This window comes from Nostoc sp. (assembly GCF_036916975.1).
Classification (GTDB): domain Bacteria; phylum Cyanobacteriota; class Cyanobacteriia; order Cyanobacteriales; family Nostocaceae; genus Nostoc.
Genome location: NZ_JBALFF010000069.1, coordinates 150,583 through 164,889 on the forward strand (window position 1 = coordinate 150,583; position 14,307 = coordinate 164,889).

At 42.8% G+C, this 14,307-nt stretch carries 12 protein-coding genes and 1 pseudogene; 7 read left to right on the plus strand and 6 right to left on the minus strand.

Annotated features, from left to right (window positions below):
- Window positions 1–214: 214 nt before the first annotated feature.
- Window positions 215–1,705 (plus strand): carotenoid isomerase, encoded by a 1,491-nt coding sequence (gene crtH, locus V7K73_RS17590; protein ID WP_334881872.1) that lies wholly within the window; start codon window positions 215–217, stop codon window positions 1,703–1,705.
- Window positions 1,706–2,057: 352 nt separating this feature from the next.
- Window positions 2,058–3,395 (plus strand): serine hydrolase, encoded by a 1,338-nt coding sequence (locus tag V7K73_RS17595; RefSeq protein WP_334881873.1) that lies wholly within the window; start codon window positions 2,058–2,060, stop codon window positions 3,393–3,395.
- Window positions 3,396–3,797: 402 nt separating this feature from the next.
- Here the strand turns inward: V7K73_RS17595 and purT are convergent, their stop codons facing one another.
- From purT to V7K73_RS17620, 5 genes and pseudogenes are all read right to left on the minus strand, one after another.
- Window positions 3,798–4,961: a formate-dependent phosphoribosylglycinamide formyltransferase gene (gene purT, locus V7K73_RS17600; RefSeq protein WP_334881874.1), complete on the minus strand. Its 1,164-nt coding sequence runs from the start codon at window positions 4,959–4,961 to the stop codon at window positions 3,798–3,800.
- A 50-nt stretch (window positions 4,962–5,011) separates the two neighbouring features.
- Window positions 5,012–5,509 (minus strand): pentapeptide repeat-containing protein, encoded by a 498-nt coding sequence (locus V7K73_RS17605; protein WP_334881875.1) that lies wholly within the window; start codon window positions 5,507–5,509, stop codon window positions 5,012–5,014.
- A 235-nt stretch (window positions 5,510–5,744) separates the two neighbouring features.
- Window positions 5,745–6,116, minus strand: a pseudogene (locus V7K73_RS17610) (ATP-binding cassette domain-containing protein); the annotation flags it as partial.
- Between the two features lie 282 nt (window positions 6,117–6,398).
- Window positions 6,399–7,223 (minus strand): class I SAM-dependent methyltransferase, encoded by an 825-nt coding sequence (locus tag V7K73_RS17615; protein ID WP_334881876.1) that lies wholly within the window; start codon window positions 7,221–7,223, stop codon window positions 6,399–6,401.
- Window positions 7,224–7,414: 191 nt separating this feature from the next.
- Window positions 7,415–7,825, minus strand: coding sequence for a PIN domain-containing protein (locus V7K73_RS17620; RefSeq protein ID WP_334881877.1), 411 nt, complete (start codon window positions 7,823–7,825; stop codon window positions 7,415–7,417).
- A gap of 109 nt (window positions 7,826–7,934) precedes the next feature.
- On the opposite strand from V7K73_RS17620, the gene leuB reads away from it, so the two are divergent.
- From leuB to accD, 5 genes are all read left to right on the plus strand, one after another.
- Window positions 7,935–9,023, plus strand: a complete 1,089-nt coding sequence (leuB, locus tag V7K73_RS17625; protein ID WP_334881878.1) for a 3-isopropylmalate dehydrogenase — start codon at window positions 7,935–7,937, stop codon at window positions 9,021–9,023.
- A 90-nt stretch (window positions 9,024–9,113) separates the two neighbouring features.
- Window positions 9,114–9,374: a hypothetical protein gene (locus V7K73_RS17630; protein WP_334881879.1), complete on the plus strand. Its 261-nt coding sequence runs from the start codon at window positions 9,114–9,116 to the stop codon at window positions 9,372–9,374.
- 130 nt (window positions 9,375–9,504) lie between these two features.
- Window positions 9,505–10,353: a prepilin peptidase gene (locus V7K73_RS17635; protein ID WP_334881880.1), complete on the plus strand. Its 849-nt coding sequence runs from the start codon at window positions 9,505–9,507 to the stop codon at window positions 10,351–10,353.
- 491 nt (window positions 10,354–10,844) lie between these two features.
- Window positions 10,845–11,273 carry a hypothetical protein gene (locus V7K73_RS17640; RefSeq protein WP_334881881.1) on the plus strand — a complete coding sequence of 143 codons (429 nt, stop codon included), beginning with the start codon at window positions 10,845–10,847 and terminating at the stop codon, window positions 11,271–11,273.
- Window positions 11,274–11,404: 131 nt separating this feature from the next.
- Complete coding sequence (gene accD / locus V7K73_RS17645) at window positions 11,405–12,355, plus strand: acetyl-CoA carboxylase, carboxyltransferase subunit beta (protein ID WP_334881882.1); 951 nt, start codon at window positions 11,405–11,407, stop codon at window positions 12,353–12,355.
- 292 nt (window positions 12,356–12,647) lie between these two features.
- On the opposite strand, the gene V7K73_RS17650 is transcribed toward accD, so the two are convergent.
- Window positions 12,648–14,078 (minus strand): MFS transporter, encoded by a 1,431-nt coding sequence (locus V7K73_RS17650; RefSeq protein WP_334881883.1) that lies wholly within the window; start codon window positions 14,076–14,078, stop codon window positions 12,648–12,650.
- Window positions 14,079–14,307: the final 229 nt, after the last annotated feature.

Here is a 14,307-nt window from a genome sequence, read left to right on the forward strand (position 1 = left end):
TCTCCTCTCTTTTAAGGATCGGCAGACGGGATTAGCCAGCAACAGCAGGCTCATCCCTCTTTTTTGTGATTAGTCATTGGTCATTGGTCATTGGTCATTGGTCATTGGTCATTGGTCATTGGTCAGGCCATTAGTAAATATTGATTGACTCTAAACAAATGACAAGGGACTCTAGACAAAGGACAAAGGACAAAGGACAAAGGACAAATGACAAATGACAATTGATGCGATCGTGATTGGGTCTGGGATTGGCGGATTAGTAACAGCGACGCAGTTAGCAGCGAAGGGAGCAAAAGTGCTGGTACTGGAACGTTATTTGATTCCAGGTGGTAGCGCTGGTTATTTTGAACGCCAAGGCTATCGATTTGATGTTGGCGCATCGATGATTTTTGGGCTGGGAGAGAACGGGACTACTAATTTACTCACCCGCGCTTTGTCATCTGTGAATGTTAGCCAAGAAGCGATCGCAGATCCGGTGCAGATTCACTATCATCTACCAGATGGTTTAAACTTGAAGGTTGACCGGGTTTATGAAAAATTTTTGCAAAATCTTATTGCTCATTTTCCCCATGAAGAAATCGGGATTCGTCGCTTTTATGACGAATGCCAAAAAGTATTCAAGTGTCTCAACAGCATGGATTTACTGTCGCTGGAAGAACCTCGGTATTTACTACGGGTATTTTTCCAACATCCTTTAGCGTGTCTCGGTTTAGCTAAGTATCTGCCCCAAAATGCCGGGGATTTTGCAAGACGCTACATTAAAGACCCGGAATTATTGAAATTTATCGATATGGAGTGTTATTGCTGGTCGGTGGTTCGATCAGACATGACACCAATGATTAATGCTGGGATGGTCTTTTCTGACAGACATTATGGCGGAGTTAACTATCCTAAAGGCGGGGTGGGACAAATTGCCCAAAAATTGGTAGAAGGTCTAGAGAAGGCTGGAGGTAAGATTGAGTACCAAGCTAGAGTTATGAAAATTCTCACAGAACAGGGAAAAGCGGTAGGTGTGCAACTGGCTAATGGTAAAGTATATCGGGGTAAACGCATAGTTTCTAATGCTACACGCTGGGATACATTTGAACAATTATTACCAGCAGAAGAAATGCCATTTAATAAGAAAAAATGGCAACAAAATTATCAAAAATCTCCAAGCTTCTTGAGTTTACACATCGGGGTAAAGGAGTCAATTTTACCTCCTGGGACAGAGTGTCACCATATTTTGCTGGAAGATTGGGAAAAGATGACAGCAGCAGAAGGCACAGTTTTTGTTTCGATTCCCACATTGCTCGATCCAGATTTAGCACCAAGTGGATATCACATCATTCACGCATTTACGCCTGACTGGATTGATGGTTGGCAAAAACTTTCTGTGAGTGAGTACGAAGCGAAGAAAGAAGAGGCGGCTTGGCGAATTATTGACCGCCTAGAGAAGATTTTTCCAGGTTTAGATGCTGGATTGGATTATCTGGAGGTAGGTACACCGCGCACCCATCGCCGCTTTTTGGGTCGTCAGGATGGCACTTATGGGCCAATTCCCCGGCGCAAGTTGTGGGGGTTATTGAATATGCCGTTTAATCGTACAGCTATTCCAGGACTTTATTGTGTAGGGGATAGTACCTTTCCGGGTCAAGGGTTGAATGCAGTAGCTTTTTCTGGGTTTGCTTGCGCCCATCGTATTGCTGTAGATTTAGGATTTTAACGTAGATCAATCAAACGGTAAGTAAGTGGGTCAAATTAAATATAAAACCTCACCCTCAATCCCTCTCCTTATAAAGGAGAGGGAAGCCGACCCTCAATCCTTCTCCGATATTTTGGAGAGGGAAGCCGACCCTCAATCCTTCTCCGATATTTTGGAGAGGGAAGCCGGAGGCAGGGTGAGGTTTTATCTTATGTTTAATTACGCCTACCTACTGAGATGATCTAATTGATAGATTTTCTTCACCGATGTTAATAGCATTAGCCGCGCGATCGCTAAAATTTTCATAATTGTGCTTTAATAATGAGCGGTTTTTGTTTTTCAAAAATCTTCTTCACACACAAAGCGATTACCGATGCTTCTCACACACAAAGAAAATCTTCTGAAATTTAGCTGGTTTTTACCCAGTTTTTTGAGTTTGTTCCTGTTTGGCTCCAATGTCAAAGCTGCTGCGATCGCTAATTGGCATTTTGATAGTAACCGTAATCATCTGGACTTCACCACAGATGAGAATATTCAACCTAAAGTGCAACTACTTACCAACCCTACACGTTTGGTAATTGATTTACCTGGAGCTAGACTAGGATATCCACAGGCTAGTCAAAGAGTGGGGTTAATAATTAAAGATATTAACATCGGGCAGTTTAACGCAGATAGTACCCGCATGGTAGTTACTTTAGCACGAGGTTACACCTTTGACCTAGCACAGGTGAAACTGCAAGAGGAATCACCTAATCATTGGTCTGTGCAGTTACCCAAGCCAGTACCACTGACTGCAACCCAGCCGAAATATCTAGAAATAACTCCGAGTCTTGCTCCAACAGTCAGTGATAATAGGACTCTGTTTGCTGGCGTGGTTCCGATGCATTCACCGATGAAAGTGCTGGAACCTCAAATTAAAGCCTTGATGAATCGCTACAATTTTCTGAAAACAGGAATGTTTTTCCTAGATTTAGATACTGGGGATTATTTGGATATTGGAGGCGATCGCGTTTTCCCAGCTGCTAGTACAATTAAACTGCCAATTCTCATCGCCTTTTTCCAAGATTTAGATGCTGGTAAAGTCAGCTTAAATGAAATGCTCACCATGCGGCGTGACTTAGTAACCAATGGTTCTGGAATTATGCAGTATGAGCGAGTTGGTAAGAAGTACACAGCTTTGGAAACCATCACTAAGATGATTACCATCAGTGATAATACTGCCACCAACATGATTATCGATCGCTTAGGTGGAGCGGCGCGATTAAATCAGCGCTTCCGTAACTGGGGATTGAAAGACACAGTAATTCGCCATCTTTTGGCTGACTTGAGAGGAACTAACACCACAAGTTCTGAGGATATGGCGCGGGTGCTGGCTTTAGTTGTGAATAATAAGCTAGTTTCTTTACAGAGTCGGGAGCAAGCCTTGGATATTCTGCGCCACACCACAATTCACACACTGCTACCCGCAGGTTTGGGGAAAGGTGCTGTCATCGCTAACAAAACTGGAGATATCGGGTTTCTCATCGGCGATGCGGGATTTGTTACTATGCCCAATGGTAAGCGCTACTTGGCGGCTATCTTCGTCACCCGTCCCTATAAGGACAGCAGGGGGAGAGACTTTATTCGTCAAGTTTCCCAGCTTGTTTATAATTACCTGAATCAGCCGAATTCTGTTGCTGCGGTTGATTCGGCTAATAGTGTTACGAGATAACAGTTAGATATTGGTAGGGGTGCATAGCATAGGTGTTAACTTAAGAGTTATCGGGCTGCCCTCATCCCCTAGCCCACTTCTCCCAATTTTGGGATTCGGGGAACTGGAGAATTTGCTCCCCTCTCCCAATTTTGGGAGAGGGGTTGGGGGTGAGGGCAAAATTCATCCACTCAGCAGATTTCAGCTTAACCCTCTTTTATCACTTTCGGAAGAGAATAATCTGGGATGCTTACAGCATAAGACTTTTACTAAAAATCTTAGTTTCAGCCATTCTGTTAGAAAATAAACCCTTAAATACTCACTCTATCTACAGTTGAAAATTTGGCTCTTATTTTTCTTTTCCCATAATGATAGAAGAGGGTTAAGTTGACACCAATGGGTGCATAGCTGCCCCTACGGTAATTAGATAATTGTGATTTTACTTGCGGCTCTAGTAGCTTTTTCCCTAGCCTCTTCGACATTCACACCCTTCGCTAAAGCTACGCCCATTCGCCGATATGGATGAGCATTAGGTTTACCAAATAATCTAATATCTACATCTTTTTCTGACAAAGCATCGGCTACACCACCAAAAGCAATAGAATCAGATTTTTCTGAGGCTAAAATTACTGCGCTAGCTGATGCTCCTAGCTGTTCTATATGAGGAATTGGCAAGTCTAAAATAGCTCTTAAATGTAGTTCAAATTCATTGATATTTTGTGAGATTAATGTCACCATTCCTGTATCGTGAGGTCTAGGAGAAAGTTCAGAAAAAATCACTTCATCTTTGGTAATGAAAAACTCAACACCAAAAATTCCGGCTCCTCCTAACGCTTCAGTGACTTTTATAGCTATTTCTTGAGCTTTTAATATCTTGTCTTCAGAAATTTCTGCGGGTTGCCACGATTCTTGATAATCTCCTCTTTCTTGGCGATGACCAATAGGAGAACAGAAAATTGTCGGTGCATTCCACTGTTTAATTGTTAGTAAAGTTATCTCAATTTCAAAGTTAATAAATTCTTCTACGATCGCCTTTTGACTGTCTCCTCTAGAATTAGCGATCGCATAATTCCAAGCCATCTCAACTTCACTCTTATTCTGCACTACAGACTGACCTTTACCGGAGGATGACATCACAGGTTTAACAACATTACTAAACCCAATTTCATCAGAAACTGCAATCAATTCTTCTAGAGTTGTTGCATAACCATATTTAGCCGTTCTGATGCCTAATTGTTGATGTGCCAGTTCCCGAATTCTATCGCGGTTCATTGTATAGTTAGTGGCAGCCGCAGTCGGGATAACTGTAATTCCTCGCTGCTCAAATTCGATCAATTTTTCTGTTTTAATTGCTTCAATTTCTGGTATAATAATATCTGGCTGATGTTTTGTCACTACAGCTTCTAAATCATCAGCACTGAGCATAGAAATAACTTCATAAGCATCAGCAACTTGCATTGCTGGAGCATTAGGATAGCGGTCAACGGCAATCACATAATTACCAAGACGTTGAGCAGCGATCGCAAATTCTTTGCCTAGTTCTCCTGAACCCAGCAACATCAATTTTTGGGGCAATTTAATACTCATTAACTTATCCAGGTCAATCTCAATCTAATAATCTTATAATTTTGTGTGTTTTAATTACCATTTTCTCCAGAATTTAATTTAGCTCCGCGTCGTTGTAAATCTTGACGTTGCAAATCATTTAAACCAGTACCTACGCCAAGCTGACACTTATCTACTAGAGTCTTTAACCAAATAGTCTCATTAAGAGTTGCACCTCGTAAATCTGCATTTCTCAAGTCAGCTTTCGTAAAATTTACAAATAATAGGTCTGCATTGATTAAACTACTACCTTGTAAATTTGCTTCTGATAAATTTCCTCGAATTAAGTTTACCCCATCTAAATTTAAACCAGATAAATTTGCTCCTAAAAGATTCGGAAACTTTAGCTGACTTGGATATTTAAAAAACCGCATCATACAAATGATATTTGCTTCATTTAGTCGTATTTTTGTTAAAAAGTCATAACGAGCTATGCCTAGTTTCTTAAGAATTTGTAGACGTTGTGGGGAACTTTGTTCTAAAAAATCAATGGCTGTGTAGCGTAAGTCTTGAGTAGGGATATTTAACATGATTCTCAGATTGAGGTGATACTTGTGTAGATTAAAAGTTTAACAGCCGATGTAGGAAAATAATAGATAATATAGCAGTCTTAAATCATTTATGAAAAACAAGAACCCCGACTTCTCAAAGAAATCGTGGTTCTAACTTTCTCGATAACTACTTACCTAACGTCCCGCCAATAATGCTTTCGTAGCAGATTCCCCTGCTAATCTTACCTGCCTTGTCAACTGGAAGTTTAACAACTAAAACTTCATGTAAGCGTTGAGTGCGGCGTGGTTCTCGTAAACGATACAGACGCGCAAAATAATCTAAGTAGTCCCAAACTGTCAAATCCTCATACAGTGGGTAGTCGTCGGGTAAGTAGCCTAGACGACGCTTGAGCTTGGGGTTACTCTTGTCACGGAGGAGGCGATCGCCATTAATATAAATCTCACCCGTGGTTGGTTCTTCAGCAGTCGCCAACATGCGGATGAGAGTTGTTTTACCCGCGCCATTTGGGCCAATCAGTCCATATACTTCTCCCGCCTGAATTTCTAAATCAACATTATTGACAGCAACGTGCCGATCAAATTGCTTAGTTAGTCCACGGGTGCAAATTGCTAATTCTTTTACCATCGCTGCTGGGGTGCAGGGCTATTTCATTCTATTTTTACGGCAGTTTTTAGGAATCTTTTTCAGAAAAATAAGAATTTAAACGCGATTTAAGTTGAGAACCGTAGTTTTTGCCCTCACCCTAAATCCCTCTCCCACATCTTTGAGAGGGACTTTGAAAACGTCACATTTTAGAATGAAATAGCCCTGGCTGGGGTGCGGCTTGTGATTAACCGCTAACCTAACTTTTTTTACAGCTTTTGTCAGGCTGGTTTCAGAAATTGAAAGTGGCTTTATTTAATTCTCTTAACCTCTCACGGGCGCTTTGCGGGCAACATGAACAGCAGAAAGAAACTCAAGTTGTACGCTATCTCCAAATTTTTCTAGCTTCTGGCGCAGTCCTGCAAATAGTAACTCTTTCGCTTGTGGCTCTAGTCTCCGGAAGGTACTCAAAAGCTTGAGGTAGTCATCAATGCTATAGGTTACTTCACACACAGTTTGCTCGACAACCAGCTCTTTAAAACAATTGGAGTCTAAAATCTCTTGTCCAAACCCCCTCAAAATCTCCGCTTGAATCTGGGCACCTTCATATCGAACAAAGGAGGGTGCATAAGCTTGATACACTTCCTCTAGAACTTGGTAAACTTCGTATTTCGGTTCTGGGGTCAGATTCCATAGCAGGATAAGAAAACCGTTATCGCACATTGCCTCTGCTGCCTTGGTATATCTAATCTCTGGCGGTATCCAGTGAAAAGCATTGGCTCCTAGAACGGCATTGAACTGTTTTGGTTCTAGTTCCCACTCCTCAAATGAAGTATTGCAAATTGTAACTTTTGGATATTGATCGCAGTTGTGTTGTACCAAATGACAAAAATCCTGGTTTGGCTCAATACACGTCATTGAAAAACCAAATTCAGCAAAAGCCACCGTCGCATTTCCTGGACCACAACCAACCTCAAGAATCGATGCATCTGAGTCAAGTTGGGCTAAAGCCACAGACCGATCAATTAGTTTATGTGGATAGTGCGGTCTTGCATTGTAATAAACATCAGCAATGGGAGAATACCAAGTCCTTCGCTGTTCCAAATCCATAGAAGCTCTGGCATTTATTTCTTGTCTAAAGTCTTGCATAAGCTAGAGTGTGTCAGCGATGAAGTCCAATTTAATTTTAGAACCAGCAAGGGATCTGTCAAAATTTTTATTAAGGTTATTTTGAGTATTTTAACTAGTATTGATGCATAAATAGCCCCATTCCTGCTGGGCCAAGAGCTAAACTCAGCGTATCTATTCCTAATTGCTGAATTTGAGTTTGAGTCAACTTACTAACATCTATCATTTGCAACCTCTCTGAGCCACTGAAGCGGGTTCTCTACTCTCACTTGTAACAAGTCTTTGTACCTTGCAGCCAAACGTAACATTCTGTCATCAGTTGTGAGCAAAACATCGGCATTGCTAGTTTCTGCACAAGCAATATGCAATGCATCATAGTCTTTAAAGCCCATTTGGGTAATTTCCGCACCACGAAACGCGATTTGTGGAGTTATATTCACTTTATTAATTGCTAAAGCAGCCCAAATCTGCATCTGCCGTTTTCTTGCTCCTTCAGGAGTGTTCCGAAGCTCATCATCAAAGGTTTCGCTTCCTTGCAGCCGCCAATTACCCATTTGAACAATAGCTAAAATGCGAAGCACCGCCTCGGCTTCTAAAAAAAATCCGTTCTTGTGTCTGGTCATCGAAAGGGCGATTCAGACAACACATATCTAAATAAATAAAAAACTCCATCGGTACATTTTGCTAGGTATGATATTTGATCTGCAAGCATTTACCTAGTAATAACCAGCTATGACCCAGAACTACCGCATTACACTACTCCCCGGCGATGGCATTGGCCCTGAAATTATGGCAGTGGCGGTAGATGTGCTAAAAGTCGTAGGGAAGCAATTCGATATTCAGTTTGAATTCCAAGAAGCCCTCATCGGTGGTGCAGCAATTGACGCTACAGGGGAACCCTTACCATCTGTCACTCTAGATACCTGTCGCAACAGTGATGCTGTGTTACTCGCCGCCATTGGTGGTTATAAGTGGGATTCCCTACCATCGAATTTACGTCCAGAAGCAGGTTTGTTAGGGCTACGGGCTGGTTTGGGATTATTTGCCAATTTGCGCCCAGCGAAAATTTTGCCCCAGCTAATCGACGCCTCGACTTTGAAACGCGAAGTTGTAGAAGGTGTAGATATTATGGTGGTGCGTGAACTCACTGGCGGGATTTACTTCGGTAAACCCAAAGGAATTTTTGCCACAGAAACTGGTGAAAAACGCGGTGTAAATACAATGGTTTACACCGAATCGGAAATTGAACGTATTGGACGAGTGGGGTTTGAAGCAGCAAAGAAACGCGGTGGAAAACTTTGTTCGGTGGATAAAGCCAACGTATTAGAAGTATCTCAGTTGTGGCGCGATCGCATCACCCAACTTTCACAAGAATATCCAGATATCGAACTCTCTCATTTATATGTAGATAATGCCGCTATGCAGTTGCTACGCGCTCCCAAGCAGTTCGATACTATTGTTACAGGCAATTTGTTTGGTGATATTCTCTCTGATGCTGCTGCCATGCTCACGGGTAGTATTGGGATGTTACCGTCAGCTAGTTTAGGCGCTTCTGGCCCAGGTGTGTTTGAACCGGTTCATGGTTCGGCCCCAGATATTGCAGGACAGGATAAAGCTAACCCTCTGGCACAGGTTTTGAGTGCGGCGATGATGTTACGCTACGGTTTAGACCAGCCAAAAGCAGCCGATCGCATCGAAGAAGCCGTATTGCAAGTTTTAGAACAAGGCGATCGCACCGGGGATATAATTTCTCCAGGAAAAAACCTTTTAGGTTGCCGCGCTATGGGCGATGCACTAATTAAAGCAATTGAAGGAAAATAATTAAATAATACAAGTTGGGCAATTTGGCAACCTTTGCTATAAGTTTCGGGTAGACTAAAGGGAAATCTAGCAATCAAATAACAGTCGATAGTGTACGCATTACGACAAGGCCAAGTAAATTTTACCGCCCCAAAGAACCAATCGCCTTTGATTGATCCCGCCCTAATCAGAGCCGCCGGGCAGATATACTATACTCACTGTGAAGTACACCCCGAAATAGCTGGGCAACCTTCCGGTGTAGCAATTAATCGTGTGACTTATCGAGGTAAGGTTATTTTCACTAACCAACCAGTTCTTTTACCTCAAGAATGTTTTGTGCCGTTGAGTCAAATAGAAGCGCACATGTATTAGTCATTGGTCATTGGTCATTGGTCATTGGTCATTTGTCATTAGTCATTGGTCATTAGTCATTAGTTCTCGACAAAGGACAAAAGATAAACGACAAATGACACAGGACAAATGACAAAGGACAAATGATTGTATGGACATTTTGTTCGCCATTCCGGCGAGTGTAATCGTCTTTGCTTTAGGTGCATCTATTGGCAGTTTTATTAACGTTATTGTTTATCGGTTACCTGCTGGGTTGTCAATTCTTTGGCCGCCCTCTCGCTGTCCTAAATGCTTAAACCAGCTAAAAGCTTACGATAATGTACCAGTATTTGGTTGGATTTCGTTAAGAGGGCGGTGTCGATATTGCAAAAGCAAAATTGCTGCCCGTTATCCTGTGGTAGAAGGGGTAACGGGCATAATTTTTTTACTAGTTTTTTTGGTATTCCAAGTTTCGACTTTAACAATAGGCTATTGGGCTTTTTGTAGTTGGTTATTGGCGCTATCGCTTATCGACCTAGATACAATGACTTTACCCAATCCACTTACTAAGTCGGGTTTGGTGGTGGGGATTTTGTTTCAAATGGTGGTTGGTTTTTTACCAGAGGCTAGTTTCGTGGCATTGGTAAATCATCTGATGATGGCGATAGTCGGTGCAGTATTGGGATTATGGCTGTTTGATGCGATCGCCCTCTTGGGTTCAATTGCCTTTCGTAAAGATGCAATGGGTGCAGGTGATGCCAAGTTAGCAGCGATGATGGGAGCCTGGTTAGGCTGGAAATATTTACTTTTAGCTAGTTTTATCGCTTGTGTGCTAGGCGCGTTAATTGGTAGCAGTGTAATTATGCGTAGAGGCAAAGCCGCGAATAAAAAGACATCACTACCAAGGTTAGGACAAAAGATGCCTTTTGGCCCTTTTCTGGCTTTAGGATCTGTGATTACGCTGTTTAGCGGCGAAGCCATTTTGTCTAGCTACCTGCGGTTATTTTTTCCAGCGTCTTGAACTGGAGTGGGGATGAGGCGGATGAGGCGGATGAGGCGGATGAGGGGATAAGAACTTGCAACAAGTCTTTCTCCTTGTCCCCTTTTCCTCTTCGCAATGCTCAATGCCCATTCATAAGAAATATTTATAATTCCTGACTGTAACCAACATTACCCCATCTACCCTTGATATTTTGATAATATTCAGCTTGTGACCAAATAATTACTAGTTCGTAATTCGTAATTAAAGAGGGTACAAGCCCTCACTGATTGTAACTACGAATTACGAATTATGTTGACTTGTATTACCCTGGTGAACTACCCTGCCGTCTAGACGGATGTACCTTTCCCAATTCATCGGGAATACCCAAGAGAACTCCGTAGTTCTATTGGTCTGACATCCCTCTAAGGGCAGAAGTCCTGGTTACCAAGACGCAAATGTTTTACCCGTAGCTCTGCCATTCGCGTAGCGTCCCGTAGGGAAGGGTTTTCTGGCAACATATACCTATAAGCTTGGTTTTCGCCTGTGGCATTGATGTTTATCGAGCGCAGTCGAGATATGGTCAAGACACTAACTATAATATCCGAGAAATCGGTATTCCTTATATATCCTGGATGCTATCGTCATCAGCCGTTCACAATCCCCACCTTATAAATACATTGTTCGCCTTAACGTCTCGCAGAGAAGGTGGGAACTTCCGTAATCCGTTAACAACGATTAACCGTTGGCAAGGACAACTAGTTCAACAGATCCTGATTGCTCATAATCTAGCAATACAAATCATTGATTTGGGTAGGAGGGGGAAAGCATCTTATTTGGAGGTTGGTATTCTCATGGCTTTGTCAGTATGTCCATATAATTTAAGTCTGCTGAAAAAAAAGCAAGAGACTTGTATTGGCATAAGTATTTTCGTTAAGCTGGCAACCAAAGATGAAAATTAAAGTCCCAATTGCTTAAAAGAGTAGTTTGACGATGTAGCCATTAGTCATTAATAAAGACAAATGACAAAAGGCTAAGGACAACCCGATACGGCTTGACATGTTTTCGACCTCATACCCACTTAAAATAAAAAATGGCTAACAACGAAGAATCACGCGGTTTAAAGTCTCTATTTGATTGGTTTGCAAATCGACGGAAGTCAGGATCTACCAACCTCGAACGCCAAGAACGTGAAATTGCTGATGGGCTGTGGCACAAATGTTCTAAATGTAGTGTGTTGGCATACACAAAAGACCTGAAAGCCAACCAGATGGTGTGTACTGAATGTGGTCATCACAATCGGGTAGACAGCGATGAGCGCATCCGTCAATTGATAGATCATAATACCTGGAAACCGCTAGACGAGCATTTGCGTCCAAGCGATCCCCTAGAATTTCGCGATCGCAAACCCTACAGCGATCGCTTGCGGGAAATGCAGGAGAAAATTGGCTTAATAGACGCGGTTAAAACTGGTTTAGGTCAAATCAACGGTTTGCCCATTGCCCTTGGCGTTATGGACTTCCGCTTCATGGGTGGTAGCATGGGTTCCGTGGTGGGAGAAAGACTCACCCGCATGATTGAGCAAGCCACTCAACGGCGGTATCCTGTAGTTATCGTCTGCACCTCCGGGGGCGCGAGAATGCAAGAAGGAATGCTCTCCCTGATGCAAATGGCAAAAATCTCCGCAGCCCTACAGCGCCATAAAGACGCGCGATTATTATATATTCCTCTTTTGACCAATCCCACAACAGGCGGCGTTACCGCTAGCTTTGCCATGTTGGGCGATATCATTTTGGCAGAACCCAAGGCAACCATTGGTTTCGCCGGTCGGCGAGTGATTGAGCAAACCCTGCGGGAAAAACTACCCGAAAATTTCCAGACTGCTGAAGATTTACTTTTGCACGGTTTTGTTGATGATATTGTACCCCGTACCCAATTAAAGAACACCCTAACCCAGCTGATTGCCCTACACCAGCCTGTACTAACAACACCTCAAATGGTCTTGTGGGAAACAATGTCCTTGACTTCTAGCGCCGCAGAATAGTCAAAACTCAAAAGTGATGAGTTAGGAGTGAAGAGTTATGAGTATAAAATTCATAACTCCTAACTCCTAACTCCAAACTCCAAACTCCTAACTCCAAACTCCTAACTCCAAACTCCAAACTCCAAACTCCTAACTCCTAACTCCTCACTCCTAACTCCTCACTCCTCACTCCTCACTCCTCACTCCTCACTCCTAACTCCTAACTCCCAACTCCTAACTCCTAACTCCTAACTCCTAACTCCTAACTCCTAACTCCTAACTCCTAACTCCTAACTCCTCACTTTTGGCTCCCTCATGCTCTCTCCGGCTCTTTGACAAAAAGTAGTGGGATAAGCGCTGTTAGTCGAAATAGACTAGAGAGAGCGAACAACCCCAGTAAGCCTCCAAACTGAGCAAATTGGACGATGAAGCTGCCTATAGTTGTGCCTAAAGCACCACTGGCTCCAGCAACGGCAGCTGCCGTCGCAAAATAGATAGACTGATTTTTAGTTGGTGCGATCGCTAATTGTATATTGTTGTTACACAAGTCAATCGCCGCCCAAGTACCTCCAGTCAAGATGTGTAACAGCGGTAACCATAACCAGATGTCAAGGTGATTAGCACCAATCCCCAACCAAAGCAGTGGTGTGGCTGCAACCAAAATCCCAATACAGATCAAAATCGGACGATTGCCTATCTTGTCTGCTAATTTGCCCCACAGGATGAGCATCAGCAAAGTCGCCGCCGCCTGAAGGCTGTTGTAGATCGTCACATAGCTCACGTCTAAATCGAGCGTGTCGAGCATATAGAGGTTAAAAAAAGGACTGCTGAGGTTAACAGCAAGCGCCCAGAAGCTGAAATACAGCAGAAATCTCAAAAAGTTAGAGTTTTTCCAGATGCTGGAAGCTGGCGCAATAGGTGGGGTTGAATCCCTTTGTGTTATATCCCCATTGCTAAGAGCTAAGAGATCCCTTGCCTCTTGTTGAATCTCATTTGTTTGAGGTAACTTGCCATAATAAGTGTTTTGGGATCGCGGATTCATATCCACCTGGAAATATTGACATCCCAATCCCACAATCCCAAACACTATACCTACCAGCAGAACCACCCCATAGCCTTGGATACTTCCACCATCCCAATGTGATACAACTAGACCGGCTATTGGTACGCAAATCAAGTTGGTGAGGCTAGCAGCACTATTGCGTATCCCAAAATACCTGCCTCGCAATTGCCGGGGAACTATCATTGCTACCCAACTTAGCCACGATGCCGCTCCTAGTCCTCCCAAAAGATTGCTGAATAGAACAATCAAGAGTGTCAATATCACTAGCTGGTGAGTATTAATCACTTCCAAATTTACGCCGACAATACTGATAACTAGAACCAGCCATAGCAGCCGACCAATTCCGTGTGTCCGAAGAGAATATTGAAAGCGGCTGGTGCTACGTTCAGACAAGTAAGCACCCAACGGCTGAATAAGATTGACCAACATGGGGATAGAGCAGAACATCCCAAATACCACTGGACTAGCATCCAATTCCACCAAAAAATTGCTGAGTAAAATCCCGCCAGTTCCAAGGGAGTAAATCGCTGCTAAGACAGAATCTGTAGTGGAGGCTTTTAAACTAGTGCGAATCACATCCTTGGGAATTCGAGAGGTTGGAGAAAGTGGTGTGGATGCTGAGACAATCTGGGGAATTTCCAGAGTCCGTGGCGCAGTTGTTTCAACCTGAACAAAATCCATAATGTATGTTTATGAGTAAAACATCCTGACATAAATCTGGTTGTCGAGGAACTCAGTATGCTTCCATTAGCATTTTTGATAAGTTTTCGTTATTTTAACTTGCAATTCTCAACCAAAATTTCAAATAAGTCAGGACTTACGCAAAAACTCTCTCAAACTCTTATTCCTCTGTGTTCTCTGCGTCCTCTGCGGTTCGTTTTTTGGTCATTTTGCGTAAGTCCTATAAGTA